The organism is Pseudomonas sp. H11T01 (genome assembly GCF_048515765.1).
GTDB lineage: Bacteria > Pseudomonadota > Gammaproteobacteria > Pseudomonadales > Pseudomonadaceae > Aquipseudomonas.
In genome coordinates this window covers 14,677-38,825 of sequence record NZ_JBLYED010000040.1, presented here as the reverse complement: position 1 = coordinate 38,825, position 24,149 = coordinate 14,677, and the positions used below count along the sequence as shown (strand labels likewise).

The window sequence follows — 24,149 nt, the reverse complement described above, 5'->3', positions numbered from 1 at the left end:
CGAATAGCGTCCATTGGCTTCTCTTTTAACTTGCTTGTTTTTTGTGGGAGGTCAGGAACTGGGACAAGCTCTACCGTAACTCAATATTTATTATTTCAAATGGCGATCCAGTGACCATGCCTTGCTTCACTTTTACCTCGTATTTACCTGAGGGGAGCATCTTCGTTTTGACTGACCAATCACCCCAAGCGTCCGCATATGTGTTTAACAATTCTGCGTCCTGAGTATTGTGGATGAAGCCCGCAACGAGTGCGCCTGGACGGCTGGTCCCACTGATGACCAAGGTGCGATCCGTCACGTCCCCATCCTGCGGAGTCAGAATGCGTGGTTTTGCCGGGACAGAGGAGCATTCAGGCAACGTTTCTCCATTGACCGCTACGGCCACGACCGAGCCAAGGTTATTGGCTTTACACACCTTGACGCTGATACGGGCCGCTTCATCTTTTAGAATCCGACCGGGTTGCAAGGTTGGGTCTGTCGTCGTGGCGGTTTCCGGGGTGCCGTCGAGTTGTACGTTATCGACCCTGCCACCCATGGTGGTGTACCTCGCCCAGACACCCGTGACTCGGTTATCTGTTGCTGCGAAGTTGTCGTACGGAGGACTGGGCTGGCGGAGTTCGAGAGCAATTTGCTGGGGGGCTGCGTTTGCTCCCCGATTGATCAAGTACAGTTGTGGCCCAGCGCCGCCCAGTACACCGAGACCATAGAGGCCAGTACTGTTGACGACTGCGGCTTGCGACTGATCCAGCCAGCCTGCATACCAGCGATTGTTTGCAGGGTAGAGCGATTGTATGCCGTTACTTCCTTGCACAGGGTCGCCAGTGTCACCGTAGCGTTTTGTGCCACATCCAGTGAGGGCCGAGACCTCGGACCCGCGCAAGGGGCAATTTATATAGGTGTCGAAGAGACCGCCGAAAGTTGACTCATGGCTAAACCCCAGGTTATGTCCAAATTCATGTGCCCATAAGTAGTGGCCGGCATACGGCTGGTCGCGGAGAACAATCTTGTTTCCCGGCATCTGGCCTTGTGCACCACCAACGCCATTATTGTGGACGACGAAGAAGTAATCGTAATCATTGGGCTCAATACCTTGTGCCCGTGCAGCTTTTTGAGCCTCTCTGATTTCGTCGTAGAACCCACCGGATGGTGCAGGCTCAGCAAACTCGGCCTTTATCGTTGTCCCTTTGAGTATTAATCGGCCACCCGAGGCTTTTAGCAAATAGTCGCTGAGCGAGCGTGGTTGCTCTGAGAAACTGGATGCATAGAGTGATTGCATGTCCAGTTCACGATCGCCACGCCAACGAGCAGCTACCAGCAATGCGGTTTTGATCCCGACTACAGGTCGCTGATTAACTCCCGCCAGCGGCAAGGCGGCGTTGGTGGGAATGGCGTCATCATCGAGAGAGACAGGCTTCGCTCCTGTGAGTGGGATCTCTCTAGATGCTGAAGCAGGGTTGGTTTGTTTCATGTCGGTTGTGGATGAGTTAATTGCTAATACATCGCTCGTTTGACCCGTCGGGACCACATTCAGATCTGCACTCGTCTGTACACATGCCACCTGAATCGTGGTTAAACAAAACACTAGAAATGCCTTCAGCTGTCTCATTGCTTCCTTCTCCTTGAAGCCATTGATGTCGGCTTGAGAGCAGCTTCTACTCGGCTCGCAGATGACTGCCTACTGTCAGAAATAACAGGTGGCAGGGGAGGGGCGACTTGAAAGAGTGCTTGTGGGAGTAGTGCTTTATGATTCAATCGATTGTTTTAAATATGTTTTTTTGACAGGAAGTTCGACAGAGGTGTGATTGCACTGAAGAAAAATAAATAGGCCTGTTAGCGCGAAGATCTGGCTGCTTCCTCGTAAAACGTCGCGCAAACAAAGCCCAATCTATAAAAGGTGGTTTTTTTTCAGTTTAGAAAAAATGGCCAATCGCTTGAAAAAGTGTTGACCGAGCGGACAAGGTTCTAAGGCGGGAGCTTTTACCTCGCGCAAGGGTATTCCTGACCCGAAACGGGTTCAGGAATACCGATTTTTTTGAAGGGGAAGAGACGGTGCAATCAGTGCTTTTGCTTGTCTGTCCGAGTGGACAACTCGTGCAAATGGCGCCGTGATAATGCGAGAAAACGGGGCGTAGGGCCGACGTCTTCATAGAGCGGATCACCTTCTTCGTCGGTGGCGACGACATGCGAGCCTTTGACGTAGGGAAAGCTCGCTTCGAGTTCTTCCAGTGCGGCGCCGATCAGTTCTCCGAGCAGTTCTTCGGGTTGCCGTTTGGGGTACATGTCAGTAATCGCCGCCAGGCGGGCTGCGGCTTCTACGTCCAGACGGATCGTGTAGCCGGTCTTGGTCAAGCGGCCTTTGGCATTTTCTTCCCAATGTTGGGCGAGCTCACGGATTTTCATAGCGACCTCAATAGTCACCTGCTCGTGGCAGGCAGTGATGACTGACCGGCGTGGGCCGGTGATAAGCCGTTGTGTGGCTTACTGTGAGACTAGCTTTATTGCACAAGGTTTACAGTCGATTCGTCGCGCACTTGTAAGAACGTGACGCGAGCGGCACTCTTGAGCCTTCCGAGCCGCCCCGAGTCTGCTGGAGAACACATAGATGACTGATATTGATGCACGCTTGCGCGAAGATGTTCACCTGTTGGGTGAGCTGTTGGGCAACACCATCCGTGAACAGTACGGGGAGGGCTTTCTCGACAAGATCGAGCAGATTCGCAAGGGTGCCAAGGCCGATCGCCGTGGCTCGGCGGATGCTGAACTGAGCGCTAGCCTGAATCAGTTGAGCGAGGACGAGTTGCTGCCCGTGGCGCGGGCGTTCAATCAGTTTCTCAACCTGGCCAATATCGCCGAGCAATATCAGTTGATTCATCGGCGCGACGAGTCGCAACCGGCGCCGTTCGAGTCGCGGGTGTTGCCAGAACTGCTGGCGCGCTTGCTCGCTGAAGGCCATAGCGCCGAGTCGTTGGCCCGGCAATTGGGGCGACTGGAGATTGAGTTGGTGCTGACTGCGCACCCGACCGAAGTTGCGCGCCGCACCTTGATCCAGAAATACGATGCGATCGCCGACCAACTGGCGGCGCAGGATCACCGCGACCTGACCACCGCCGAGCGCGAGCAGATTCGGCAGCGCTTGCAGCGGTTGATTGCCGAAGCCTGGCACACCGAAGAAATCCGCCGTACCCGACCTACGCCGGTCGATGAAGCCAAGTGGGGTTTCGCGGTGATCGAGCATTCGCTGTGGCAGGCGATCCCCAACTACATGCGCAAGGCTGACCAGGCGCTGCATGCCGCCACCGGACTGCGTTTGCCCCTGGAAACCGCGCCGATTCGCTTCGCTTCGTGGATGGGCGGCGACCGTGACGGCAACCCGAATGTCACGGCGCCGGTCACCCGCGAGGTGCTGCTGTTGGCGCGCTGGATGGCCGCTGACCTGTACCTGCGCGATATCGATCAGCTGGCCGCCGAGCTGTCGATGCAACAGGCCAGCGCCGAGTTGCGCGCCAAGGCCGGGGAGAGTGCGGAACCCTATCGCGCCGTGCTCAAGCAGTTGCGTGAGCGCTTGCGGGCGACCCGCAACTGGGCGCATGCGTCCTTGAGTGGCGCCACCGTGGCAACTACGGACGTGTTGCAAAACAACCGTGATCTGCTTGATCCCCTTGAGCTTTGTTTCCAGTCGCTGCATGAGTGCGGCATGGGCGTGATCGCTGATGGTCCGCTGCTCGACTGCTTGCGCCGCGCCGTGACCTTTGGTTTGTTCCTGGTGCGTCTGGACGTGCGTCAGGACTCCTCGCGGCATTCGGCCGCCATGACCGAAATCACCGATTACCTTGGGCTAGGGCGCTATGGCGACTGGAGTGAGGAGGAGCGCATCGCGTTCCTGATGCGTGAACTGAGCAATCGGCGACCATTGCTGCCGGGGTATTTCAAACCGTCCGGCGAGACAGCGGAAGTGCTGGCGACTTGCCGGGAAATCGCTGCGGCGCCGGCTGCATCCCTTGGCTCCTATGTGATCTCCATGGCAGGCGCCGCTTCCGACGTGCTTGCGGTGCAACTGTTGCTCAAAGAGGCCGGCGTGCTGCGGCCGATGCGGGTTGTGCCGTTATTCGAAACCCTCGCTGACCTGGATAACGCTGGCCCGGTGATCGAGAAACTGTTGCTTCTGCCGGGCTACCGCGCGCGGTTGCAGGGACCGCAGGAAGTGATGATCGGTTACTCCGATTCAGCCAAGGATGCCGGCACCACGGCGGCGGCCTGGGCGCAATATCGCGCGCAGGAAAGGCTGGTGGACATCTGCCGCGAGCAGCAAGTCGAGCTGCTGTTGTTCCATGGTCGCGGCGGCACGGTAGGGCGCGGCGGTGGCCCGGCCCACGCGGCGATTTTGTCGCAACCACCGGGATCGGTGGCCGGGCGTTTCCGCACTACGGAACAGGGCGAAATGATTCGTTTCAAGTTCGGCCTACCGGACATTGCCGAGCAAAACCTCAATCTGTACCTGGCGGCAGTGCTGGAAGCCACCTTATTACCGCCTCCACCGCCGGAACCGGCCTGGCGAGTGATGATGGACGAATTGGCGGCAGACGGTGTCAGCGCTTATCGCGCCGTGGTGCGGGACAATCCGCAGTTCGTCGAGTATTTCCGTCAGTCGACGCCGGAGCAGGAACTGGGCCGTTTACCGCTGGGCAGTCGGCCGGCCAAGCGCCGTGCCGGGGGCATCGAAAGTTTGCGGGCGATCCCGTGGATCTTCGGCTGGACCCAGACGCGCTTGATGCTTCCCGCCTGGCTGGGCTGGGAAACCGCGTTGAGCAACGCGCTGGAGCGTGGTGAGGGCGAGTTGCTGGCGCAGATGCGTGAGCAGTGGCCATTCTTCCGTACGCGCATCGACATGCTGGAGATGGTCCTGGCCAAGGCGGACGCGGAGATCGCGCAGTCTTACGATGAGCGATTGGTGGAGCCGGACTTGCTACCTTTGGGTGCGCATTTACGCGACCTATTGTCGCAGGCCTGTTCCGTGGTGTTGGGCTTGACCGGCCAGTCGCAGCTGATGGCACATAGCCCTGATACCCTTGAGTTCATCCGTTTGCGCAACACTTATCTGGACCCGCTGCATCTATTGCAGGCCGAGTTGCTGGCGCGTTCGCGGCAACAGGACGCGAAGCAGGGCAGCCCGCTGGAACAGGCGCTGCTGGTGTCTGTGGCGGGGATTGCCGCCGGTTTGCGCAATACTGGCTGACACTTTTTCGGCTATCTTCATTGACTTGACGCATGACCCTGGCGGTCGCTTTTAGAGAGGCGACCGCTGCTATCAGGCGACACTTTGTTATGGGGTTGCGACTTGGAATACCTCGTCGCAGGGGTAACATTGTCGCGGGTTCCTGCTACTTTCGGCGGCTTGTGTGGTCCGTGCCTGCTGTGTATCTTGATCAGCCTTTGGCCGTTTGGGCGGCCACGACCCTATTTTGAGATTGGCCCCACGAGGCAAATCTGACGTTATCTAAATAAAAAATTGAGGAGCACATCGATGCGCGTAATTCTGCTGGGAGCTCCCGGGGCCGGTAAAGGTACTCAGGCTAAGTTCATCACCGAAAAATTCGGCATTCCGCAAATCTCCACCGGCGACATGCTGCGTGCTGCCGTCAAGGCTGGCACCGAGCTGGGCCTGATCGCCAAGAGCGTGATGGACAGCGGCGGCCTGGTATCCGATGACCTGATCATCAACCTGGTCAAGGAACGCATCAGCCAGGCCGACTGTGCCAACGGTTTCCTGTTTGACGGCTTCCCGCGCACCATTCCGCAGGCTGAAGCACTGGTCAAGGCCGGTGTCGAACTGGATCACGTGGTTGAAATCGCTGTCGATGACGAAGAAATCGTTCAGCGTATCGCCGGTCGTCGTGTACACGAGGCCAGCGGCCGCGTTTACCACACCGTCTACAACCCACCGAAAGTGGCTGGCAAAGACGATGTTACCGGCGAAGACCTGGTGCAGCGCAAGGACGACACTGAAGAAACCGTGCGTCATCGCCTGTCGGTCTACCACTCCCAGACCAAGCCGCTGGTGGCTTTCTACCAAAATCTGGCCGAAAGCCAGGGTAAGCCGAAGTACAGCCACATCGCGGGCGTCGGCTCGGTTGAAGCGATCACCGGCAAGGTGCTTGAAGCACTGAACTGAAAAGTCTGATTTTGCTTCACGTTCAACGGCCCGCTTGCGGGCCGTTGTTGTTTATACTGGCGCACTTTTTTCACACCGATGGAAACACCGATGAGCACCTTGCTGGCCCTGGACACCGCGACTGAAGCTTGCTCCGTTGCCTTGCTGCATGACGGCAAGGTTACGAGCCATTACGAGGTGATCCCGCGTCTGCATGCGCAGAAGCTACTGCCGATGATCAAGGATCTGTTGGCCGAGGCGGGAACCACCTTGCAAGCGGTCGACGCGATTGCGTTTGGTCGTGGGCCGGGTGCGTTCACCGGTGTGCGGATCGCCATTGGTGTGGTTCAGGGGCTGGCCTTTGCTCTGGAGCGTCCGGTATTGCCGGTGTCCAATCTGGCCGTGCTGGCTCAGCGGGCATTTCGTGAGCATGGCGCAAGCCAGGTCGCTGCGGCCATCGATGCGCGGATGGATGAAGTGTATTGGGGCTGCTATCGCGAAACGGCCGGCGAAATGCGTCTGGTCGGGGCTGAAGCGGTGTTGCCACCTGAAGTGGCTGCCTTGCCGACCGATGCCAAGGGTGAGTGGTTTGGCGCGGGCACCGGTTGGGGCTACGCCGAGCGAATTGAGGTCAGTCTGAGCGGCCAGGATGCCGGGATGTTGCCCCATGCCAAAGACCTGCTGACCCTGGCTCGTTTTGCCTGGGAGCGCGGTGAGGCGGTTCCTGCTGAACAGGCGCAGCCGGTGTATTTGCGCGACAAAGTGGCGACGCCCAAAGCGCGGTAAGTCCTGTTGTGGTGAGAGGGCTTGTTGTGGGGGAGCTTGTTGTGGCGAGGGAGCTTGCTCCCGCCGGGCTGCGCAGCGGCCCTAAAATCTACAAACGCGTTCTTGCAGGTGTAACGCATCAGCCGGTTTTGCGACCGCTTCGCCCGAGCGCGGACCGGGCCGCGGGAGCACGCTCCCTCGCCACAGGAAAGCCTCAAACACAGCCAATCGTCAGGTTTGCCCACCAATTCCCGCCCGCTTTTAAACCTTTTGCATTTTCTGTGCTCTAGTTATCACCAGGCATTTGCGTAGTCGGTTATCTGAGACTAAATTGCCATCATTGATCCCGAGCATACACTTATGCGTATAGACGGCCTTTCATCTCAGTCCTACCCCATCAAGCGCAAGCCTCGCACAGGCAATGTGGTGGTCGACGACTGCGTCGAGGATGTCGATGGCGAGATGGACCTCCAGGCCGATACGCCGCTCAGCGCCCGCTCCCAAGCGTCGGCTGGTCGCACCAGCAATCTCCCCGCCCGCCAGCAAGACATGATTTTCCATCGTGCCATGAGCAAAAGCACTGCCGATGCCCTGGCCAGCTACCTGACCACTGCCGGTTTCGTCGAATGGGACATGGAAGTGCTGGGGCTCGATCTGCACATCTGATGCTGCTTCCCTACTACCTCGGTTGTCCTTCCTGGAGCGAAAACGCCTGGCGTGAGTACCTGTATCCAGAAAGCGCGCGGCCGGCGGAGTTTCTCGGTCTGTATTCTCAGGTGTTCAACGCCGTGGAAGGCAATACCACCTTCTACGCGCGTCCTGCTGCCACGACGGTGCAGCGCTGGGCCGAGACCATGCCCGAACACTTTCGCTTCACTGCCAAGTTCCCCGGCGACATCAGCCACGGCGGCGACCTGCGCGAGCAATTGACCGCCGCAGAGACCTTCCTGCAATTGCTCAGTCCGCTGGGTGCACGGGTCTCACCGCTCTGGCTGCAATTACCGGCAACCTTTTCGCCGCAGCGTCTGGCGGAGTTGGCCGGTTTTATCGATGGGCTGGAACGACCGCTGGCCGTTGAAGTGCGGCATCGGGAGTTCTTCACCAAAGGTGATGCCGAGCGGATGCTCAATCGGCTCTTGCTGGACCGTGGCGTCGAGCGCATTTGCCTCGATCCTCGGGCTTTGTTCAGTTGCACCTCGATCGATCCGTCGGTGCTGCATGCGCAATCGAAGAAGCCCAAAGTGCCGCCACGTCCGGCGGCCTTCACCCAATTTCCGCAAGTGCGCTTTATCGGCCATCCCGAGCTTGAGGCGAATGATCCGTTTTTGCTGCCGTGGGTCGAGAAGATCGCGGTCTGGATCGAAGAGGGACGCACGCCCTATATCTTTCTGCACACTGCCGACAACCTTCTCGCCGCCAAACTGGCGCAGCGTTTTCACGCACAATTGATGGCGCGTTTGCCTGGCTTGCCGGCGCTGCCTGAGCTATACAGAGAGCCTGCTGCGGAGCAACTCGGCTTGCTCTGAGGTGGGCCAATCCCTTCTTCAGGAGCGAGCAAATGGATGCGCAAACCCTTCGTGCCCAAGCCTTCAAGGCACTCCATGAGCGTGACACGGCTTTCGTGATTCCCAATCCGTGGGATGCCGGTTCAGCAAAAATGCTCGCCAGTCTTGGCTATGCGGCGTTGGCGACCACCAGTGCCGGTTTTGCTTTTTCTCGAGGCCGTCCAGACGGTGCGTTGTCGCTGGAGAATACCCTCGAAAATGTCCGGGCGATTGTGGGGGCAACGAGTCTTCCGGTTGCAGTTGACCTGGAAAACGGTTTCTCCGACAGACCTGAAGGTTGCGCCGAGTCTCTCTTGCGCGCGGCGGCTGACGGCGTGGTTGGCGGCTCGATTGAAGACGCCACGGGCCACGAAGACGATCCCATCTATGATTTTTTACATGCAGTCGAGCGGATCGAAGCGTCGGTCGCGGCGGCGCGCAGTCTGCCGTTCCCGTTCATGCTGACGGCGCGCGCCGAGAACTTCCTGCACGGCAAGCCTGACCTGGCGGACACCATTCGCCGCTTGCAGGCATTCGCCGAAGCTGGCGCCGATGTGCTGTATGCCCCAGGGCTTCGCACGCGAGAAGAAATCCTCGCGGTGGTCCGGGCCGTGGCGCCCAAACCGGTCAATGTATTGATGTCGGGCGGTGTGCATCTTACGGTGGCTGAATTGAGCGAAATGGGCGTCAAACGTATCAGCGTCGGTTCTGCAATGGCGCGTGCGGCTTATGGCGCTTTCTATGCCGCGGCTCAGGAAGTTCACGGGCGAGGCACCTTCGATTTTGCCGACCAAGCCATGCCGTTCGGGCAGATCAATCAGCTGTTCAAAGGCTGATTGGCCAGGAGCTGTCGTGCGGTTTCTGACAGGGGCTGAGGCTTAGGCGGCGATGCGCAGGTTTTGCAGGATCAGCGGGCGTGCCCAGCCATTGTCGAAGTCGAATTGTTTCTGTTGCTCGACGAGTTCTTCTGGCGCATACGGGGTCGCCGGTTTGTCCAGAAGATCGAGTTCGAACTCGGCAATCGGCAGGTGCAGCGCGCGTGGTTGCGGCGCCGAGCCGGGCTCGGGCAGTGGCTGACCAGCGTTGAGCACGATTGGGCGAACCCAGCCGCTTTCGAAATCCTGTTGCTGCTGTTGTGCGACGATTTCTTCCGGCGGGAACGGGATGGCCGGCTTGTCTGCCAAATCCATTTCGAACTCGGCAATTGGCAGGAATAACGGCTCCGGCGGGCGGATCGGGGTGTCTTGAACATCACAATGGCGTTGCGTGACGATTTGCGTGAGCAGGTCTGTGCCGCCGCTTGGTTCAATCGGGCCATCGACCGCGACCGGCGCTTTATCGCCGACAACACTCGCGGCATCGCCCCTCTGATCGGCCAACGCCTGGGCAAAAAAATCCTGCCACAGGTGGCTGACGCCGCTCAGTGCTTGGGAATTGCGCAGGCCGTAGTCGCCGTGACGCGAGATATAGCCTATCGATGTGCGTTGAATGTCTGACATTTCTCTCGGTCGACGCTCAGCTCTGGCAAAATGCCTGATAGTTCTTTTATCGGCAGTTTTTGCCGATCATTAATTTTTTGAGCGTGTTTCCCCATGATTGAGCAACCAGCGGCCTGCCGCATCAAAGTCGAGGCGCTAGCCGGAGCGTCTGCCGCGCAAGCAGAGCAATGGGCCGAGCGACTGGGCTTGCCGTTGCTGATGGACGATGCCGAGTTCGCTTTACAGGTCACGGAGCAGGGTTTGCAGCTGCAACAGCTCGGCCCGGATGCGCCGGGGCCCGTACGGGTGGACTTCGTTGAGGGCGGTGCGGCCCATCGGAGGTTGTACGGTGGTGGCAGCGGTCAAATGATCGCCAAGGCCGTCGGCGTAGCCCAAGGCGTACGCCCGAGGGTGCTGGATGCCACGGCAGGGCTGGGTAAGGACGCGTTCGTGCTGGCCAGTCTGGGCTGCGAAATGAGCCTGATCGAACGCCAGCCGCTGATCGGCGCGTTACTGGAGGATGGCCTGGCCCGTGGGCTTCAGGATTTTGAGGTGGCGCCTATTGTCTCTCGGATGCGTTTGCTCAAAGGCAACTCGATCGAGGTTATGCGCAATTGGGAAGGGGAGCCGCCGCAGGTGATCTACCTTGATCCGATGTTCCCGCATCGTGAGAAGACTGCGTTGGTGAAGAAGGAAATGCGCCTGTTCCGGCCGCTGGTTGGCGATGATCCTGATGCTCCGGCCTTGCTTGAGGCCGCATTGGCACTGGCCAGCCACCGGGTCGTGGTCAAACGCCCGCGTAAGGCGCCCTGCATCGAAGGGCCGAAACCGAGCCATGCGCTGGACGGCAAGTCCAGTCGCTACGATATCTATCCGAAGAAAGCGCTTAAGACGTAGGAGCCTCTGATCGTTCCCATGCTCCAGCGTGGGAACGCCTCTCTGGACGCTCTGCGTCCGCTCTTGAATCGTTAACGTCCATCGCGAGCGAGCTCGCTCCTACAGAGGCGCGGGTTCAATCTATCGAAGGCAACCCATAAAACGCCCGCGCACACGCCGTGCTATGAGCCGCCACATCCTCCAGGCTCTCGCCGCGATGCAATGCCACTTCGCGCAATACTTCAGTCAGGTACGCCGGTTCGTTGCGACCGTTTTTTGGCTTTGGTCGCAGGCTGCGCGGTAACAGGTACGGAGCATCACTTTCCAGCATCAAGCGAGCACTGGGTATCTCGCGAACCAGCGGGTGCAGGTGAGTGCCACGGCGCTCGTCGCAGATCCAGCCGGTGATGCCAATATGCAAATCAAGGTCGAGGTAGCTGAACAACGCGCGCTTCTCACCGGTAAAACAATGCACCACGGCGGCCGGCAAACGATCACGGAAGTCGCGCAGGATTTCCAACAGTCGCTGGCTGGCATCGCGCTCGTGGAGGAACACCGGCAGTTGCAGTTCGACGGCCATCGCCAAATGTTCTTCGAGTACCTTTTCCTGTTGCGGGCGTGGCGAGAAATCGCGATTGAAATCCAGTCCGCATTCACCCACGGCACGCACGCTCGATTCTTTCAGCAGACCGCGCAAGCGTTGAGCACTCTCAGCATTCCAGTCACTGGCGCTGTGAGGGTGAATACCTGCCGTGGAGAACAGCCGCTGCCCGGTTTCATCCAGTTGTTGGCACAGTTCAAGCGCCTGTTCACTGCCCTCGACGCTGGTGCCGGTGAGGACCAGTTGACAGACTCCGGCGGCATAGGCGCGGTCGAGTACTGCCTGGTGTTTGTCGGCGAAACTTGGGTTGGTCAGGTTGACGCCGATATCGATGAGTTGCATGGTGCTACCTCAGGCCAAGGCCGGAAAGCATATCAGAGCTGTAGATTTATAAGAAAAATCAAGAACTACAACGAGTTAAAGCTGTCTCTTGATGCCGGAAGACAACTTCGGTTGGAAGTACAACCGTCGCCGTGTCAGTTTTCCGCACTTTGTCAGCGCTCCAGGCGCTCTGTTTCTGTCGCCCAACTTCACGAAATCGTTTGTGAAGCTGGACAGTATTCTTCCCGGAGAGCGGATGACGCGACCCTCGGTTTTGCTTCTGCTGTGCTTGTCGTTGCTGCTGCCCATGCCGGCGGTTGCGCGTCTGGCCGGTCCCCCGGTGGCGATTGCGTCGGGCCAGGTTCGCGATCTGGCGCAAATCCGTAGCAGCCGCGTCCTGCGGGTGCTGGTCAACCAGAGTCGCAACAGTTCCGGCGAAGTCCAGGGTCAGACCATTGGCGTCGAATACCATCGCCTGCGAGCCTTCGAACAATACCTCAACGGTCACGCCAGTGACGGTCAGGAAATCACCTTCAAGATCATCCCAAAAGCCAAGGATCAACTGCTCGGCGCCCTTCAGCGCGGCGAGGGTGACCTGGTGGCGCCCGGGGAATTACTCGACCCGCAGTCAGCTCATGCCATCAGCATCAGTGACCCGATTGTCAGTAATGTTCCGTTGTTGCTGGTGGGGATCAAGGGCGAGCGGCGTTTCACCCGTCTTGAACAACTGTCCGGGCGCACGTTGGCGCTGACCACGGGTAGCGCGGCGGGTGATGCGATCAATCAGATCAACCAGAAGCTGGCGTTACACAAGTTGCCGCCGGTCAAGGTCGAGTGGGTCGATCCAAGCCTCGCTGTCGAAGATGTACTGGAAATGGTTCAGGGCGGAATTTTTCATCTGACCATCGTCGAGCAACCGATTGCCGAGCGTTGGGGCAAGATTCTGCCCAAGCTGCGCTTCGATCGACAGGTGACCATCAGCGAGCCGGGTGAAGAGTATTGGTTTGTACGGCGTGATGCATCGATGCTGCGCGCGAGCATTGATCGCTTCCTGAAAACCTATAAAACGCCGGCGGATCAGGACGTCGCGTTTCTGCGCATCTACCGGCGCTTGTACCAGGTCCACTATCCTTTGGACCGTGCTGACCGTCAGCGTCTGGAAAAACTGCGCCCGGTCTTGCAAAAGCATGCGAGCGAACAGGGTATGGACTGGCTGAACCTGGCCGCGCTGGCATTCAAGGAGTCAGCACTGCAACCGAATGCGCAGAGCGGCGACGGCCCAACGGGCTTGATGCAAATTACGCCGTCTGCAGCCCAGCGGGTGGGGGTCAATAATATTCAGTCGCTCGACAACAATGTTCAGGCCGGGGCCAAGTACCTGGCGCTGATCCGCCGCAAGTACTTCTCCAGCCCCAAGCTTAACGAGCGCGAGCGCATGGCGTTTGTTCTGGCCGCCTACAACATGGGGCCGGAGCGGGTGCAGGGCATGCGCACCGAAGCGAAGCGCCGCGGCTTGAATCCCAATCAGTGGTTTTTCCAGGTGGAACGCATCGCCATGGAACAGGTGGGAATGAACGCCGTCAGCTACGTTAATAGCGTCAACAAGTACTACTTGGCGTTCGATCGGGAACGGGATTCGCTGGAACCCCACGGGCAAAAGATCGCCTTACGGAAGTGATCGATAAATTTGATTGTTATGGTGGGTTTTTTGCGCTTTTAACATGACATTTACTGATTAATATAGCGACCAATCCCCCCCTATTTCGAAAGGACGACACACCATGAGCACACTGATCAAAACCGCACTGTCTACCCGCGCCGGCTACGGCACGGCTGTTCTGCGGATCTTCGTCGGCATCATCTTCGCTGCCCACGGTTCGCAAAAGCTCTTTGGTCTATTTGGCGGTTACGGTCTGGCCGGTACGGCGCAGTGGATGGAAAGCATCGGTCTGGCGCCGGGTCATCTGATGGCGTTGCTGGCGGGCGGCACCGAGTTCTTCGGTGGCCTGGCACTGATCATCGGTTTGCTGACTCGTCCTGCGGCACTGGGCCTGACGTTCACGCTGCTGGTGGCGATCTTCTCGGTGCACATCAGCAACGGCTTGTTCATGGCCAACAACGGTTATGAATTCGCCCTGGCTTTGCTGGGCGGCACGGTCGCTGTTCTGCTCGAAGGCGCAGGCAAGCTGTCCGTGGATCGCATCATCGCCAAGTAACAATATTCACCTGTTCTCGACCCATAAAAAATCCGGCATCTGAAAAGATTCCGGATTTTTTTATGCCAGTTGCTTATCCCTGCTTGAACATCTCTGCGGCACGTTTGCCGATTTCTTCTTGCGACAGGTCTTCTTTACGGGTGGAGATAAACCACAAATGACCGTACGGGTCTTTCAGCGTCCCTGAGCGGTCGCCGTAGAACTGGTCTTTCACTTGCGAGACAACTTCACCTCCAGCGGCTATCGCTTGGGCGTATTGCTTGTCCACATCATTCACATATAAATGCAGCCCCACCGAGATGCCGGCCTGTTCCGGGCTGCTCAGGGACGCGGCTTCGCAAGGGGTGGCAAGCATGATGGCCGAATCACCGATGCGCAGTTCGGCGTGGCCGATGTCGCCGTTGGGCATTTCCAGGCGCATGACTTCAGTGGCGCCGAAGGCTTTTTTGTAGAACTCGATCGCCTCGGCTGCTTTTTTGATTCCAAGGTAGGGCGTGATGCTGTGGTAACCCTCGGGTATCGGTTTAACGCTCATGTTGGTTCTCCTTTTTGTTGGGGTGGCTGAACGTAATCCTTCACCGTTTTCCGGTCGATTCACTATAGGCCACCCCCGACGGGGCAGTGGAGGGGCCGACGGGCAGCAGCATGGCTACTGTTCAGCCATCAACAGCGCAGCAGCAGTTTGCTTCGCGGCATTAATCCGAATGGCTATAAAGGTTGCCCAACAGGCCGAAAACAAAGGACAAGTCATTCAGGCACAGAAGCTGCAATTGCTCATTGCAATTACTGTTGACCCGAGAGCGTTGTATGTCTGCCTTGCCTGAATCTGCCGATTATCCGATCCATCCTCCGGCCGCCGCGCTGATCCGTGATGAGGCGCAGGCTTTGCTCGTAGCCGAGCGCGTGGCCACCGTACTGCTGGAACAAGACGCCGAACGCGATCGCAGTCGGCAGGTCCCCGCCGACATTGTCGATCTGTATTCCAACAGTGGCCTGTGGGGCATCAGCGTGCCGCGAGAGTACGGTGGTGCGCAGGTTTCCTACGCAGTACTGGCGCAAGTGATTGCGATCATCTCCGCCGCCGATCCATCACTGGGGCAAATTCCGCAGAATCACTATTGCCTGCTCGAAGACATCCGTTTGCAAGGCACGCCTGAACAACAGGCCTACTTCTTCGGCCTGGCGCTGCAAGGTCACCGTTTTGCCAATGCCTTGTCGGAAACCGGCGGCAAGAATGTTCAGGATATTCAGGCAACCATTCGCCAGCACGGCGACGGTTATGTCATCAATGGACGCAAGGGGTATTGCACGGGTTCGCTTTACTCCCATTGGCTGGCGGTGCTGGCGCTGGATGAAGAACAGAAGGGGCAACTGGCGTTCGTCAAACGCGGTACCCAGGGGCTGGCAGTGATCGATGACTGGGACAGCATGGGCCAGCGCACCACGTCCAGCGGTACCGTGCTGGCGCAGGATCTGCACGTCCCGGCGTTCAATCTGTTCCCCACGTACCGGTCCTACGAAAGCCCGACCCTGGCCGGTCCCTTTGCCCAATTGACCACCGCCGCGATCGACGCTGGGATCGCCCGTGCGGCGTTGCGCGACACTATCCGCTTCGTTCAGGAACATGCCCGGCCGTGGATTGATGCCGGCGTCGAGAACGCCAGCGAAGACCCGTTGACCATCATTCAGGTTGGCGGCCTGGACATTCGTCTGGAAGCCGCCGAAGCGCTGCTGGAACGGGCCGCAAAAGCCCTGGACGCCGCACGCCCGGCACCGGATGAAGACAACATCGCCCGTGCTTCGCTGGCCGTGGCCAAAGCCAAGGTGCTGACCACCGAAATCGCCATCGAAGCGAGCAATAAGCTCTTCGAACTCGGCGGCACCCGTTCGACCTTGAAGAAACACAATTTCGACCGCCACTGGCGCAATGCGCGGGTCCATACCCTGCATGACCCGGTGCGCTGGAAGTACCACGTGGTCGGCAACTGGCTGCTCAATGGCGTGAAACCACCGCGCCACGATTGGTCTTGAGTGATGGGCGAGTTACTGAAAAACATCTATTGGGCAGACATCGGCCAGGCCTGTCTCGACACCCTGAGTATGCTCGCTGCGGCGCTGGGGTTTACCGTGTTACTGGGGTTGCCGCTGGGCGTGCTGTTGTTCCTCACCGGCAAGCGCCAATTGCACGAAACACTCGGTGTTTACCGGTTGTTGTCGGTGATCGTGAACATGCTGCGTTCGCTGCCGTTCATCATCTTGCTGATCGTGTTGATTCCGTTGACCACGCTACTGGTGGGGACCTCGCTCGGGGTCCCAGGCACCATCCCGCCGTTGGTGGTGGGTTGTACGCCGTTCTTTGCGCGGTTGGTGGAAACCGCCTTGCGCGAAGTCGACCGTGGTGTGGTGGAAGCGACCCAGGCGATGGGTGCGAACACCTGGCAAATCATCCGTCACACGCTGTTGCCCGAAGCCCGTGCTGGATTGCTGGCAGCCGTTACGGTCACGGCGATTGTGTTGGTGGATTACACCGCGATGGCCGGGGTGATCGGCGGTGGCGGTCTTGGCGACCTGGCGATTCGCTACGGCTACCAGCGTTTTCAGACCGACGTGATGGTGGTCACGGTGGTGCTGTTGCTGGTGCTGGTCCAGGCCCTGCAAATGACCGGTGACCGATTAGTAGCGCGCTACAGCCGACGTTGAAATCTCATTTTGAAAATCAAAAAAACCGGCCCCACGTCCGCCCCACGACGGCCACTCAATCTGCCTTGGAGCACTGCATGAAAAAGACCCTCGCCATTCTGGCCGCAGTAATGTCGCTGACGGTTCACCCCGCAGCCTATAGCAACGAAAAATTGATCGTCGGTGCGACGCCGGTTCCTCACGCGGAAATTCTTGAGTTCGTAAAACCGGTGCTGGCCAAGGAAGGCGTGGACTTGCAGATCAAAGTCTTCACCGACTTCATCCAGCCCAACCAGCAACTGGCGCTGAAAAACCTCGACGCCAACTATTACCAATACCGGCCGTTCCTCGATGATTTCAACAAGACCCGCCACACCGATCTGGTGCCGGTGGTCGGGGTGCACATCGAGCCGTTCGGTGCCTACTCGACCAAGATCAAGAACATCGCCGACTTGAAGGACGGCGCCTCGGTGTCGATCCCTAACGACCCGGTGAACACCGGTCGGGCGTTGGTGCTGTTACACGAAGCCGGTTTGATCAAACTCAAGGATCCAAGCAACACATTGGCGACTCAGCGCGACATCGTTGAGAACCCTAAGCATCTGAAAATTCGTGAACTGGAAGGGGCGTTGCTGGCCCGTTCGGTGAGCCAGGTGGACCTCGCATTCGTGTTCGCCAATTACGCTTTGGAAGCGGGGATCGACACCAACAGCGCATTGATCGTTGAGAAGGGCAAAGACCTGTACATCGAGTTCCTGGTCGCTCGCCCGGACAACATTAACGATCCGGGAATCCAGAAACTGGCCAAGGCCTTGAACTCCGATGAGGTCCGCCAGTTCATTCTGACCCGCTATAAAGGCCAGATCGCACCCGGGTTTTGAGCCCGTTTGAAACCGATGTATTGATCGTTCCCACGCGCAGCAAAGGAATGCCTCATTGGACGCTCCGCGTCCGATCATCGGTGTTTCGGATTCCCCGGCTCCAGCAGTTGCGCCCCCGGTCCGCGCTCACCCAGCACATCGCCATAATTGCGCAACGGGCAGGCCTCCATCGACAAACAACCGCAACCTATGCAGCCGTTAAGCTTGTCGCGCAACGTGATCAGTTGGTTGATACGTTCATCCAGGTCGTTGCTCCACTGCGCTGAAAGTTGCTTCCAGTCCGCGGCAGTCGGTGCGTGATGGTCGGGCAGTGACTTCAGGGCTTCGCCAATCTCCACCAAGGGGATTCCCAATCGCTGTGCAACCTTGATCAGCGCCACCCGCCGCAACACTTCCCGCGGATAACGGCGCTGGTTGCCCTGGTTGCGGTTGCTTTTGATCAACCCCTTGGACTCATAGAAGTGCAGGGCGGTAACCGCGACGCCGCTGCGCGCCGCCAATTGGCCGACGGTCAGCTCTTTGTTGATCGTTTCTTTAGTGATCATCTCATTTGCCACTTGACCTCTAGTTAACTGGAGGTTTTACCCTGCATGGCCTCGAATCGCAAGATTCTGCTTACCTGTCAGTGGGGACTATTCATGCAGTCGCTAGAGAAAAATCGCAGCTTCACGCAACTGATCGAATTCGAGATCGAGCCTCATCAGCAACAAGGGCTGGTCTCGGCCTTGTCTGAACAGACCGAGCGCCTGGCCCAGGGCTATACCGGCTTTCTGAGCGCCAGCGTGCAGGTCAGTGATGACGGCCGGCGGGTGCTCAATTACCTGCAATGGCAATCGCGGGAGGCAGGTGAAGCGGCTTTCCAGAGCTTTGAAAACGGCGAACAGGATTTCTGGAAGCTGATCCGCGCCTACCGGGCCAAAACCGTTACCTTCGGCTCATTCCAGGTGCTGCGCAGCATCGAGCGCAGCCATGACAATGCCTTGCACTGCAATCTGGTGAACTAGATCGACAACTGCAGTCTCCGTTCGCCCTGAAGGTTATCCACAGGCCGGCGTTTGTTGACGGCCAGTTCGCCGATTTTGATCAGCCGCGTGCGAGTGACGTTGCGACTCAAGCCCAGCAGGTTGGCGGTGTGTACCTGGTTGTAATGGCTGAAGCGGTAGGCGGCCCGAAACAACGCGTCTTCGACGTTCTCATGCAGCGCACCAGCTTGTTCCGCGAAGAGCTTTTGAAACGCCCGGTCGAGCAAGGCTTCGGCCGAATCGTTGGCGTTGCTGTGGCTGTCGTCCTGACGCTCGATGCGCATGTTCGACAGACGCAAGTCATCGCGTTCGATCAGTCCATTGCGGCAGATCAGCAGGGTGTGATGAATGACGTTTTCCAGCTCGCGGATATTGCCCGGCCAACTGTAAGTCCTGAGTTTGTGCTCGGCCTCGTTGCTGATGGTGATCGCGCCATAACCCAGGCGCTGACTGTAAGACTCGATGAAGTGTCGGGTCAGCGGAAGGATATCCCCCGGACGATCGCGCAGTGGGCTCAGTTCCAGGCTCACCACATCGAGACGGTAATACAGGTCCTCGCGGAAATGCCCGGCATTGATGGCTTTCTCCAGCTGAACATTGGTTGCCGCCAACACCCGTACATCAATCGCAATGCTCTTGCGCGAACCCAGTCGCACCACTTCGCGCTCCTGCAAGACCCGCAGCAATTTGACCTGAATGGCCATCGGTAAGTCGCCGATCTCGTCGAGGAACAACGTGCCGCCGTTGGCCTCTTCGAACCAGCCGGCCTTGGCGCTCAGGGCACCGGTGAAGGCGCCTTTTTCATGGCCGAACAGTTCGGCTTCCACCAGCGATTCAGAGAACGCGCCGCAGTTCACCGCCACGAACGGCCGATTGCGTCGGGCACTGAGGTTGTGGATATGTCGCGCCACCAGCTCTTTACCGGTGCCGGTTTCGCCGATGATCAGCACGCTGGCTTCGCTCGGCGCGACCTGCCGCAAATGTGCCAACAAGGCCTGGGATTTCGGGTCTTCGAAGACTTGGGCAGTAGCCCGGATCGAGGTCGCCAGCGCGGGCGAGGGCGGTAAGGTCAAAAGTTGCATGGGCACGCTCCATGAATAGAAGGCTATGAATAGAAAGTTGGCGTCGGCAGGGACTGGTTCAACGCCCAATCACCCAGCTCATGGAGTTTGTAGTCCAGCGGATCGTGCAAGGTTTGCGTGCGCAGGTTGCGCCAGTGGCGATCCAGGCGCAGGGAGGCATGGGTTGCGCGCGCGCCGGTGACTTCGAATAACTGGCTACACAGCGCCAGACCGTTACGGCTGGCGGCAACCTTGGCGGTGGCGATCGCCGTGGCCAGATTCCCGCGCTCTTCGCTGCTGAGTTTAGGACCCTTGGCCCAGGCCTTGTCGAGCAAGTCGGCGGCCCGTTCCACCAGCAGCCGAACGCCTTCCAGCGCGACCCAAAACTCGCCGTAATGGCTGAGCACATAAGGATCCTGACGCACGTCCTGGGCGCTGGATTTATGCCAGGGCCGGGTTTCGGTGAGGGTGTATTGCCGCGCTTCTTCGAAGGCGCCCTCGGCAATCCCGAGAAACATATGGGTGAATGTCAGCTGCGCGATCAGTGGACGCAAGCAGGCGAAGGGGGTGCTCAGAGGGCCCGGGTCCAGTAGCAACTCCGATTCTTCTACCCGCACCCGTTCGAAACTGGCGCTGCCACTGTCGGTCTGGCGCTGGCCCATGTTGTCCCAGTCGTTGTGCAGGGTGATACCACTGCGCCCGCTGGGGATGGCGGCGATCAACAGCTTGCCGCCGGCGCTTTCATCCACCGCCGAGGCGATCAGCATTTGCGAATCGCTGGCACCGGAACAGAAGCTTTTTTTGCCGGAAAACTCGCGCCAGCCACCGAGGTTTTTCACCACGGTGCGGGTATCCAACGGGTTGAGGGCATTGCCCCAGAACCAGTTCTTGCGCGCGGTTTGTTCGAACCAGGGCTGCCATTGTTCCGGTCGTGAGAACAACCGGACCGTGGCCAGCATCAGGTGATGAAAACCGAAGACATGGGCAATCGAACTGTCGACCTTGGCGAACTCGCGGACGATGGTCAGGGTCTCGCTCCAGCTAGCGCCGAGGCCACCGTATTGGGTTGGAATACTCAGGGCCAGCAGACCGCTTTCGCGCAAGGCATCACGCTGGGCTTTCGGCGTACCGCCGCGTTCATCGCGTTCAACAGCGGTCAATGCAAACTCGGCAGCCAACTCACGGGCGGTCTGCAAAGGGGACAACAGGGCGCTTTGCGGCGTGGCAGTCACGTGGAGTTCCTTATGTCGATCGAGATCAGGCTTTGGCGTGAGCCGGGAGGACATCATTGGCGATCATTTCGCCAAACGGCCCGGTGAGGTTGGTGATGCCGCGACCGGCGAGGCTGGCGTAGGGTTCCGGTAATAGCGGGAACACCAGCTCGGCAAAGCGGTACGCCTCTTCCAGGTGTGGGTAGCCAGAGAAAATGAAACTCTCGATGCCCAAGTCCGCGTACTCCTTGATCCGCGCAGCCACTTGCTGCGGATCGCCCACCAGCGCGGTGCCGGCACCGCCACGCACCAGACCGACCCCGGCCCAGAGGTTGGGAGCGATTTCAAGGTTGTCACGGCGACCATCATGCAGCGCGGCCATGCGGCGCTGACCCTCGGAGTCGAAGCGCGAGAAGGATTTCTGTGCTGCAGCAATGGTCTCGTCGCTGATGTGTTCGATCAGTTTGTCAGCGGCTTTCCAGGCTTCATCGGCGGTCTCACGGACGATCACGTGCAGACGAATCCCGAACTTCACTGTGCGACCCTTGCGAGCCGCGCGTTCACGGACATCCGCCAGCTTCTCGGCTACGGCGGCCGGTGGCTCGCCCCAAGTCAGGTAGACATCGACCTGTTCGGCGGCCAAATCATGGGCGGCCTCCGAAGAACCACCGAAATACAGCGGTGGATAAGGTTTCTGCACAGGTGGATACAGCGCTTTGGCATTCTGCACGCGCAGATGTTTGCCTTCGAAATCCACCGACTCGCCTTGCAACACCCGGCGCCAGATCTTGAGGAATTCATCAGTAACTTCGTAGCGTTCGCTGTGATCGAGGAAGCTGCCGTCGCCACGGTTTTCGTCCGGGTCGCCACCGGTTACCACGTTAATCAGCAGCCGGCCATTGGACAGCCGATCCAGCGTCGCGGCCATGCGCGCCGAAACGGTCGGCGAGATGATCCCCGGACGAATCGCCACCAGATAACGCAGGCGTTCGGTCAATGGCACCAGCGCCGAGGCGATCACCCACGAGTCTTCGCACGAACGCCCGGTGGGGATCAGCACGCCGTGATAGCCGAGGTTGTCCGCGGCTTGAGCCACTTGCTTCAAATAATTGAGTGTGACCGGTCGCGCGCCCTGAGTGGTGCCCAGGTAATGGCCGTCGCCGTGAGTGGGGAGAAACCAGAAAACATCCATGACAGATCCTTAAGCGATTTTCAGCAGGGGGTGTGGGTGCACGCCGAACAATGGCGCGGCGCGTTCTGCAGCAAGACGAATGCGGGCCTTCAAAGGCTCACTGGTTATTTGATAGTTGGAGAAGTCAGCTTCGGTGGCGTACACGCCGATCGGCAAGGTCAAAGCCTGGAAAAAACTGAACAGCGGCCGCAACTGGTGATCGAGCACCAGCGCATGGCGTTCACTGCCGCCGGTGGCAGCCAGCAGGATGGGGGTGTCGATCAGTGCGTTGATGTCCACCAGATCGAATAAATGCTTGAGCAGCCCAGGGTAGGAGCCGCGGTACACCGGGGTGGCGACGATCAGCAGGTCGGCATTTTCAATGGCTTGCAGCTCGGCTTCGACCTCTGCAGTCAGCTCCTGCCGCGACAGCGCCGCGCCCAATGGCCGGGCGATATCCCCCAGCTCGATCAGCTTGCTCTCGATCGGTAACTGTCCGGCCAATTGCGCGAGCACGGCCTGGGTCAGCACCAAGGTTCGGGAGGGGCGGTAAGTGCCACCAGAGAGGGCTACGACTTTCAAAGGGCGCGACATGATCAGTTCCTTTTCAAACAGTTGCTCAGGGAGCAGTGAGTAATGACAGGGCTTGAGCAAGAGCTGTACCAAGCGGCTGAAGCCCTGAACTGCGGGGGCTTTCAGCGGTTTCTATGCGAACTGTTGTGTGGGTGAACCACTGTTTTGTTGATTGACTGTTGCTGGGTGAACAGTTGCTCGGCCAACAGTCAGCGACGTGCAGGTTCGTTATATAGGCTCTTTGTTATTCCGTAAAAGATTGTAAGTTGCTATTTATAGATCAATAAGAAATATAAGGAGGCCTGAACAGCTCTGTCGCTCAAGTCGATAGCGACTATTGAGAGCGTTGATTTTTGTCGGCCAAGGCGTGGGAGTAGCCTGTGTTCATTGCCTAACGCCAGCTTGTCAGGAACCTCCCATGAATCGTTTTCTCGCCACTTCTTTACTGCTTGCCGCCTCGGTTCTCGCCGGATGTGCGAGCCACTATTCCCCCGAATTGCGGCCGTATACGGCAGAAGAAAGCAAGGAACTGGCGCTGGAGGCGTTGAACCGTCGCGGGTTGTCTTTTGATGAATACCAAATGAAAAAAGCCGAATTGCTCGGCCAGCCACAGAAATCTTTTGGCTTCGATACTCATGGCGAAATGAACGCCGGGCGCGGCGTGGCCCTCCATGGGCGCCCAAGCTGAGTGGACTGTACTGCTCGAAGTTTTGCGCAACTGTCCGTGGGTTTCGCCAAGGCGCTGCGATAGGGTCAACATCTGACCGACCCTAATGGAATGCGCCCATGACCCTCTCGCTGGATTTGCTGTTGGGCTTCGCCCTGTTTGCCCTCGTCACCTCGATCACCCCTGGCCCCAACAACACCATGCTGCTGGCCTCGGGCGTCAATTTCGGTTTCAACCGCTCCATCCCCCACATGCTTGGCATCACCTGCGGCTTCTTCATTCTTGTGCTCGCCGTCGGGTTTGGCCTGGGTGCGGTGTTTCAAACCTATCCGCTGCTTTACACGGTGCTGCGCTATGTCGGTGCGGCCTATCTGTTGTACCTGGCGTGGAAAATCGCGCATTCCGGTCCAGTCTCCGAGACCGAACAAGCTCACGCTAAACCCATCAGCTACTGGGGCGCGGCGGCATTTCAATGGGTCAATCCCAAGGCCTGGATCATGGCGATCGGTGCTATCAGCACCTACACGCCGTTGCAGGGTTATTTCACCAATGTGATTGTCATTGCCGCGGTCTTCGCCGTGATCAACCTGCCTAGCGTCAGCGTCTGGGTGGCCTGCGGCAGCCTGTTGCGCAATGTCCTGCGTGATCGGCGCTGGCTGCGAGTGTTCAATTGGGGCATGGCTTTGCTGTTGGTGATCTCGCTGTATCCGTTATTCCTGGAAAGCGCTGGACACTAACTAATGTCAATAGCCGCAAGGAAGTCCTAGTACTTCTGATAGTCTTTTTTGACGCCGCCTTAGAGCCGAACTAAGCCTAGGAAGCGCGGCAGGAGAACGGTTGTTTGGTCGCGCAAAGAGTAAGTACTTGCGCGTTCCTGTCCTGTAGTAGACGTAGTGGAATAGTTTGGACTTGCCTTCCAATAGAAACTCATCGCT

26 protein-coding genes are annotated in these 24,149 nt (G+C 58.5%); 16 read left to right on the top strand and 10 right to left on the bottom strand.

Going from position 1 to position 24,149, the window contains the following annotated elements:
- Positions 1-70: 70 nt before the first annotated feature.
- Together ACN1C3_RS31240 and ACN1C3_RS31235 are read right to left on the bottom strand one after the other, a co-directional pair.
- Positions 71-1,606, bottom strand: coding sequence for a transposase (locus tag ACN1C3_RS31240; RefSeq protein WP_419119583.1), 1,536 nt, complete (start codon positions 1,604-1,606; stop codon positions 71-73).
- Positions 1,607-2,055: 449 nt separating this feature from the next.
- Entirely contained in the window at positions 2,056-2,400 is a 345-nt protein-coding gene (locus ACN1C3_RS31235) for a pilin assembly protein (protein ID WP_419119581.1), read from the bottom strand.
- A gap of 202 nt (positions 2,401-2,602) precedes the next feature.
- Between ACN1C3_RS31235 and ppc the strand changes: the two genes are divergently transcribed.
- From ppc to ACN1C3_RS31205, 6 genes are all read left to right on the top strand, one after another.
- Positions 2,603-5,233 (top strand): phosphoenolpyruvate carboxylase, encoded by a 2,631-nt coding sequence (gene ppc / locus ACN1C3_RS31230; RefSeq protein ID WP_419119580.1) that lies wholly within the window; start codon positions 2,603-2,605, stop codon positions 5,231-5,233.
- Positions 5,234-5,521: 288 nt separating this feature from the next.
- Entirely contained in the window at positions 5,522-6,169 is a 648-nt protein-coding gene (gene adk / locus ACN1C3_RS31225; protein WP_419119579.1) for an adenylate kinase, read from the top strand.
- A gap of 90 nt (positions 6,170-6,259) precedes the next feature.
- Entirely contained in the window at positions 6,260-6,934 is a 675-nt protein-coding gene (gene tsaB / locus ACN1C3_RS31220; RefSeq protein WP_419119578.1) for a tRNA (adenosine(37)-N6)-threonylcarbamoyltransferase complex dimerization subunit type 1 TsaB, read from the top strand.
- 339 nt (positions 6,935-7,273) lie between these two features.
- Positions 7,274-7,579, top strand: a complete 306-nt coding sequence (locus ACN1C3_RS31215; protein WP_419119577.1) for a hypothetical protein — start codon at positions 7,274-7,276, stop codon at positions 7,577-7,579.
- Entirely contained in the window at positions 7,579-8,439 is an 861-nt protein-coding gene (locus ACN1C3_RS31210; RefSeq protein ID WP_419119576.1) for a DUF72 domain-containing protein, read from the top strand. Before ACN1C3_RS31215 ends, ACN1C3_RS31210 begins: the two co-directional genes overlap by 1 nt.
- Before the next feature lie 32 nt (positions 8,440-8,471).
- Entirely contained in the window at positions 8,472-9,293 is an 822-nt protein-coding gene (locus ACN1C3_RS31205; protein ID WP_419119575.1) for an isocitrate lyase/PEP mutase family protein, read from the top strand.
- Positions 9,294-9,335: 42 nt separating this feature from the next.
- Here ACN1C3_RS31205 and ACN1C3_RS31200 read toward each other — a convergent pair whose 3' ends face one another.
- Positions 9,336-9,956, bottom strand: coding sequence for an energy transducer TonB (locus ACN1C3_RS31200; protein ID WP_419119574.1), 621 nt, complete (start codon positions 9,954-9,956; stop codon positions 9,336-9,338).
- Between the two features lie 93 nt (positions 9,957-10,049).
- On the opposite strand from ACN1C3_RS31200, the gene ACN1C3_RS31195 reads away from it, so the two are divergent.
- A complete protein-coding gene (locus tag ACN1C3_RS31195; RefSeq protein WP_419119573.1) occupies positions 10,050-10,832 on the top strand; it encodes a class I SAM-dependent methyltransferase in 783 nt (260 codons plus the stop codon).
- Between the two features lie 115 nt (positions 10,833-10,947).
- Here ACN1C3_RS31195 and ACN1C3_RS31190 read toward each other — a convergent pair whose 3' ends face one another.
- Complete coding sequence (locus ACN1C3_RS31190; protein ID WP_419119572.1) at positions 10,948-11,754, bottom strand: TatD family hydrolase; 807 nt, start codon at positions 11,752-11,754, stop codon at positions 10,948-10,950.
- A 235-nt stretch (positions 11,755-11,989) separates the two neighbouring features.
- Here ACN1C3_RS31190 and ACN1C3_RS31185 point away from each other — a divergent pair, with 235 nt between their 5' ends.
- The gene (locus ACN1C3_RS31185) at positions 11,990-13,411 is read left to right on the top strand and encodes a transglycosylase SLT domain-containing protein (RefSeq protein WP_419119571.1); all 1,422 of its coding nucleotides are present in this window, start codon (positions 11,990-11,992) and stop codon (positions 13,409-13,411) included.
- A gap of 103 nt (positions 13,412-13,514) precedes the next feature.
- The gene (locus ACN1C3_RS31180) at positions 13,515-13,949 is read left to right on the top strand and encodes a DoxX family protein (protein WP_419119570.1); all 435 of its coding nucleotides are present in this window, start codon (positions 13,515-13,517) and stop codon (positions 13,947-13,949) included.
- 73 nt (positions 13,950-14,022) lie between these two features.
- On the opposite strand, the gene ACN1C3_RS31175 is transcribed toward ACN1C3_RS31180, so the two are convergent.
- Positions 14,023-14,484 carry a VOC family protein gene (locus ACN1C3_RS31175; RefSeq protein WP_419119569.1) on the bottom strand — a complete coding sequence of 154 codons (462 nt, stop codon included), beginning with the start codon at positions 14,482-14,484 and terminating at the stop codon, positions 14,023-14,025.
- On the opposite strand from ACN1C3_RS31175, the gene ACN1C3_RS31170 reads away from it, so the two are divergent.
- The 4 genes from ACN1C3_RS31170 to ACN1C3_RS31155 all read left to right on the top strand — a co-directional run bounded on the left by ACN1C3_RS31170 (position 14,483) and on the right by ACN1C3_RS31155 (position 17,509).
- Positions 14,483-14,773, top strand: a complete 291-nt coding sequence (locus tag ACN1C3_RS31170) for a hypothetical protein (RefSeq protein WP_419119568.1) — start codon at positions 14,483-14,485, stop codon at positions 14,771-14,773. The genes ACN1C3_RS31175 and ACN1C3_RS31170 overlap by 2 nt on opposite strands.
- Positions 14,757-15,980: an SfnB family sulfur acquisition oxidoreductase gene (locus ACN1C3_RS31165; RefSeq protein ID WP_419119567.1), complete on the top strand. Its 1,224-nt coding sequence runs from the start codon at positions 14,757-14,759 to the stop codon at positions 15,978-15,980. The genes ACN1C3_RS31170 and ACN1C3_RS31165 overlap by 17 nt, the downstream gene beginning before the upstream one ends.
- A gap of 3 nt (positions 15,981-15,983) precedes the next feature.
- Positions 15,984-16,649 (top strand): methionine ABC transporter permease, encoded by a 666-nt coding sequence (locus ACN1C3_RS31160; protein ID WP_419119566.1) that lies wholly within the window; start codon positions 15,984-15,986, stop codon positions 16,647-16,649.
- 77 nt (positions 16,650-16,726) lie between these two features.
- Positions 16,727-17,509 (top strand): MetQ/NlpA family ABC transporter substrate-binding protein, encoded by a 783-nt coding sequence (locus tag ACN1C3_RS31155; RefSeq protein ID WP_419119565.1) that lies wholly within the window; start codon positions 16,727-16,729, stop codon positions 17,507-17,509.
- 74 nt (positions 17,510-17,583) lie between these two features.
- Here ACN1C3_RS31155 and soxR read toward each other — a convergent pair whose 3' ends face one another.
- Complete coding sequence (gene soxR / locus ACN1C3_RS31150) at positions 17,584-18,054, bottom strand: redox-sensitive transcriptional activator SoxR (RefSeq protein WP_419119564.1); 471 nt, start codon at positions 18,052-18,054, stop codon at positions 17,584-17,586.
- A gap of 93 nt (positions 18,055-18,147) precedes the next feature.
- Here soxR and ACN1C3_RS31145 point away from each other — a divergent pair, with 93 nt between their 5' ends.
- Positions 18,148-18,513, top strand: coding sequence for an antibiotic biosynthesis monooxygenase (locus tag ACN1C3_RS31145; protein WP_419119596.1), 366 nt, complete (start codon positions 18,148-18,150; stop codon positions 18,511-18,513).
- On the opposite strand, the gene ACN1C3_RS31140 is transcribed toward ACN1C3_RS31145, so the two are convergent.
- From ACN1C3_RS31140 to msuE, 4 genes are read right to left on the bottom strand one after another with little or no spacing between them, the layout of a single operon-like run.
- Positions 18,510-19,613 carry a sigma-54 interaction domain-containing protein gene (locus ACN1C3_RS31140; RefSeq protein WP_419119563.1) on the bottom strand — a complete coding sequence of 368 codons (1,104 nt, stop codon included), beginning with the start codon at positions 19,611-19,613 and terminating at the stop codon, positions 18,510-18,512. The two genes, ACN1C3_RS31145 and ACN1C3_RS31140, sit on opposite strands and share 4 nt — an antisense overlap.
- 23 nt (positions 19,614-19,636) lie before the next feature.
- Positions 19,637-20,824: an acyl-CoA dehydrogenase family protein gene (locus tag ACN1C3_RS31135; RefSeq protein WP_419119562.1), complete on the bottom strand. Its 1,188-nt coding sequence runs from the start codon at positions 20,822-20,824 to the stop codon at positions 19,637-19,639.
- Between the two features lie 25 nt (positions 20,825-20,849).
- Positions 20,850-21,995, bottom strand: coding sequence for an FMNH2-dependent alkanesulfonate monooxygenase (gene ssuD, locus ACN1C3_RS31130; RefSeq protein ID WP_419119561.1), 1,146 nt, complete (start codon positions 21,993-21,995; stop codon positions 20,850-20,852).
- A gap of 9 nt (positions 21,996-22,004) precedes the next feature.
- Positions 22,005-22,568: an FMN reductase gene (msuE, locus tag ACN1C3_RS31125; protein ID WP_419119560.1), complete on the bottom strand. Its 564-nt coding sequence runs from the start codon at positions 22,566-22,568 to the stop codon at positions 22,005-22,007.
- A 397-nt stretch (positions 22,569-22,965) separates the two neighbouring features.
- Here msuE and ACN1C3_RS31120 point away from each other — a divergent pair, with 397 nt between their 5' ends.
- Both ACN1C3_RS31120 and ACN1C3_RS31115 read left to right on the top strand, forming a co-directional pair.
- Positions 22,966-23,235 (top strand): hypothetical protein, encoded by a 270-nt coding sequence (locus ACN1C3_RS31120; protein WP_419119559.1) that lies wholly within the window; start codon positions 22,966-22,968, stop codon positions 23,233-23,235.
- A gap of 98 nt (positions 23,236-23,333) precedes the next feature.
- Positions 23,334-23,951, top strand: coding sequence for a LysE family translocator (locus ACN1C3_RS31115; protein WP_419119558.1), 618 nt, complete (start codon positions 23,334-23,336; stop codon positions 23,949-23,951).
- The last annotated feature ends 198 nt before the right edge of the window (positions 23,952-24,149 follow it).

What these genes read in the sequence shown, in the direction of transcription:
- ACN1C3_RS31160 (WP_419119566.1), top strand. Translation starts at nt 15,984, where the DNA reads ATGGGCGAGTTACTGAAAAACATCTATTGGGCAGACATCGGCCAGGCC.
- msuE (WP_419119560.1), bottom strand. Translation starts at nt 22,568, where the DNA reads ATGTCGCGCCCTTTGAAAGTCGTAGCCCTCTCTGGTGGCACTTACCGC.
- ACN1C3_RS31200 (WP_419119574.1), bottom strand. Translation starts at nt 9,956, where the DNA reads ATGTCAGACATTCAACGCACATCGATAGGCTATATCTCGCGTCACGGC.
- ACN1C3_RS31235 (WP_419119581.1), bottom strand. Translation starts at nt 2,400, where the DNA reads ATGAAAATCCGTGAGCTCGCCCAACATTGGGAAGAAAATGCCAAAGGC.
- ACN1C3_RS31115 (WP_419119558.1), top strand. Translation starts at nt 23,334, where the DNA reads ATGACCCTCTCGCTGGATTTGCTGTTGGGCTTCGCCCTGTTTGCCCTC.
- ACN1C3_RS31180 (WP_419119570.1), top strand. Translation starts at nt 13,515, where the DNA reads ATGAGCACACTGATCAAAACCGCACTGTCTACCCGCGCCGGCTACGGC.
- ACN1C3_RS31145 (WP_419119596.1), top strand. Translation starts at nt 18,148, where the DNA reads ATGCAGTCGCTAGAGAAAAATCGCAGCTTCACGCAACTGATCGAATTC.
- adk (WP_419119579.1), top strand. Translation starts at nt 5,522, where the DNA reads ATGCGCGTAATTCTGCTGGGAGCTCCCGGGGCCGGTAAAGGTACTCAG.
- ACN1C3_RS31120 (WP_419119559.1), top strand. Translation starts at nt 22,966, where the DNA reads ATGAATCGTTTTCTCGCCACTTCTTTACTGCTTGCCGCCTCGGTTCTC.
- ACN1C3_RS31190 (WP_419119572.1), bottom strand. Translation starts at nt 11,754, where the DNA reads ATGCAACTCATCGATATCGGCGTCAACCTGACCAACCCAAGTTTCGCC.
- ACN1C3_RS31215 (WP_419119577.1), top strand. Translation starts at nt 7,274, where the DNA reads ATGCGTATAGACGGCCTTTCATCTCAGTCCTACCCCATCAAGCGCAAG.
- ACN1C3_RS31170 (WP_419119568.1), top strand. Translation starts at nt 14,483, where the DNA reads ATGTTGGTTCTCCTTTTTGTTGGGGTGGCTGAACGTAATCCTTCACCG.
- ACN1C3_RS31175 (WP_419119569.1), bottom strand. Translation starts at nt 14,484, where the DNA reads ATGAGCGTTAAACCGATACCCGAGGGTTACCACAGCATCACGCCCTAC.
- ACN1C3_RS31155 (WP_419119565.1), top strand. Translation starts at nt 16,727, where the DNA reads ATGAAAAAGACCCTCGCCATTCTGGCCGCAGTAATGTCGCTGACGGTT.
- ACN1C3_RS31195 (WP_419119573.1), top strand. Translation starts at nt 10,050, where the DNA reads ATGATTGAGCAACCAGCGGCCTGCCGCATCAAAGTCGAGGCGCTAGCC.
- ACN1C3_RS31165 (WP_419119567.1), top strand. Translation starts at nt 14,757, where the DNA reads ATGTCTGCCTTGCCTGAATCTGCCGATTATCCGATCCATCCTCCGGCC.
- tsaB (WP_419119578.1), top strand. Translation starts at nt 6,260, where the DNA reads ATGAGCACCTTGCTGGCCCTGGACACCGCGACTGAAGCTTGCTCCGTT.
- ACN1C3_RS31140 (WP_419119563.1), bottom strand. Translation starts at nt 19,613, where the DNA reads ATGCAACTTTTGACCTTACCGCCCTCGCCCGCGCTGGCGACCTCGATC.
- ACN1C3_RS31185 (WP_419119571.1), top strand. Translation starts at nt 11,990, where the DNA reads ATGACGCGACCCTCGGTTTTGCTTCTGCTGTGCTTGTCGTTGCTGCTG.
- soxR (WP_419119564.1), bottom strand. Translation starts at nt 18,054, where the DNA reads ATGATCACTAAAGAAACGATCAACAAAGAGCTGACCGTCGGCCAATTG.
- ppc (WP_419119580.1), top strand. Translation starts at nt 2,603, where the DNA reads ATGACTGATATTGATGCACGCTTGCGCGAAGATGTTCACCTGTTGGGT.
- ACN1C3_RS31240 (WP_419119583.1), bottom strand. Translation starts at nt 1,606, where the DNA reads ATGAGACAGCTGAAGGCATTTCTAGTGTTTTGTTTAACCACGATTCAG.
- ACN1C3_RS31205 (WP_419119575.1), top strand. Translation starts at nt 8,472, where the DNA reads ATGGATGCGCAAACCCTTCGTGCCCAAGCCTTCAAGGCACTCCATGAG.
- ACN1C3_RS31210 (WP_419119576.1), top strand. Translation starts at nt 7,579, where the DNA reads ATGCTGCTTCCCTACTACCTCGGTTGTCCTTCCTGGAGCGAAAACGCC.
- ssuD (WP_419119561.1), bottom strand. Translation starts at nt 21,995, where the DNA reads ATGGATGTTTTCTGGTTTCTCCCCACTCACGGCGACGGCCATTACCTG.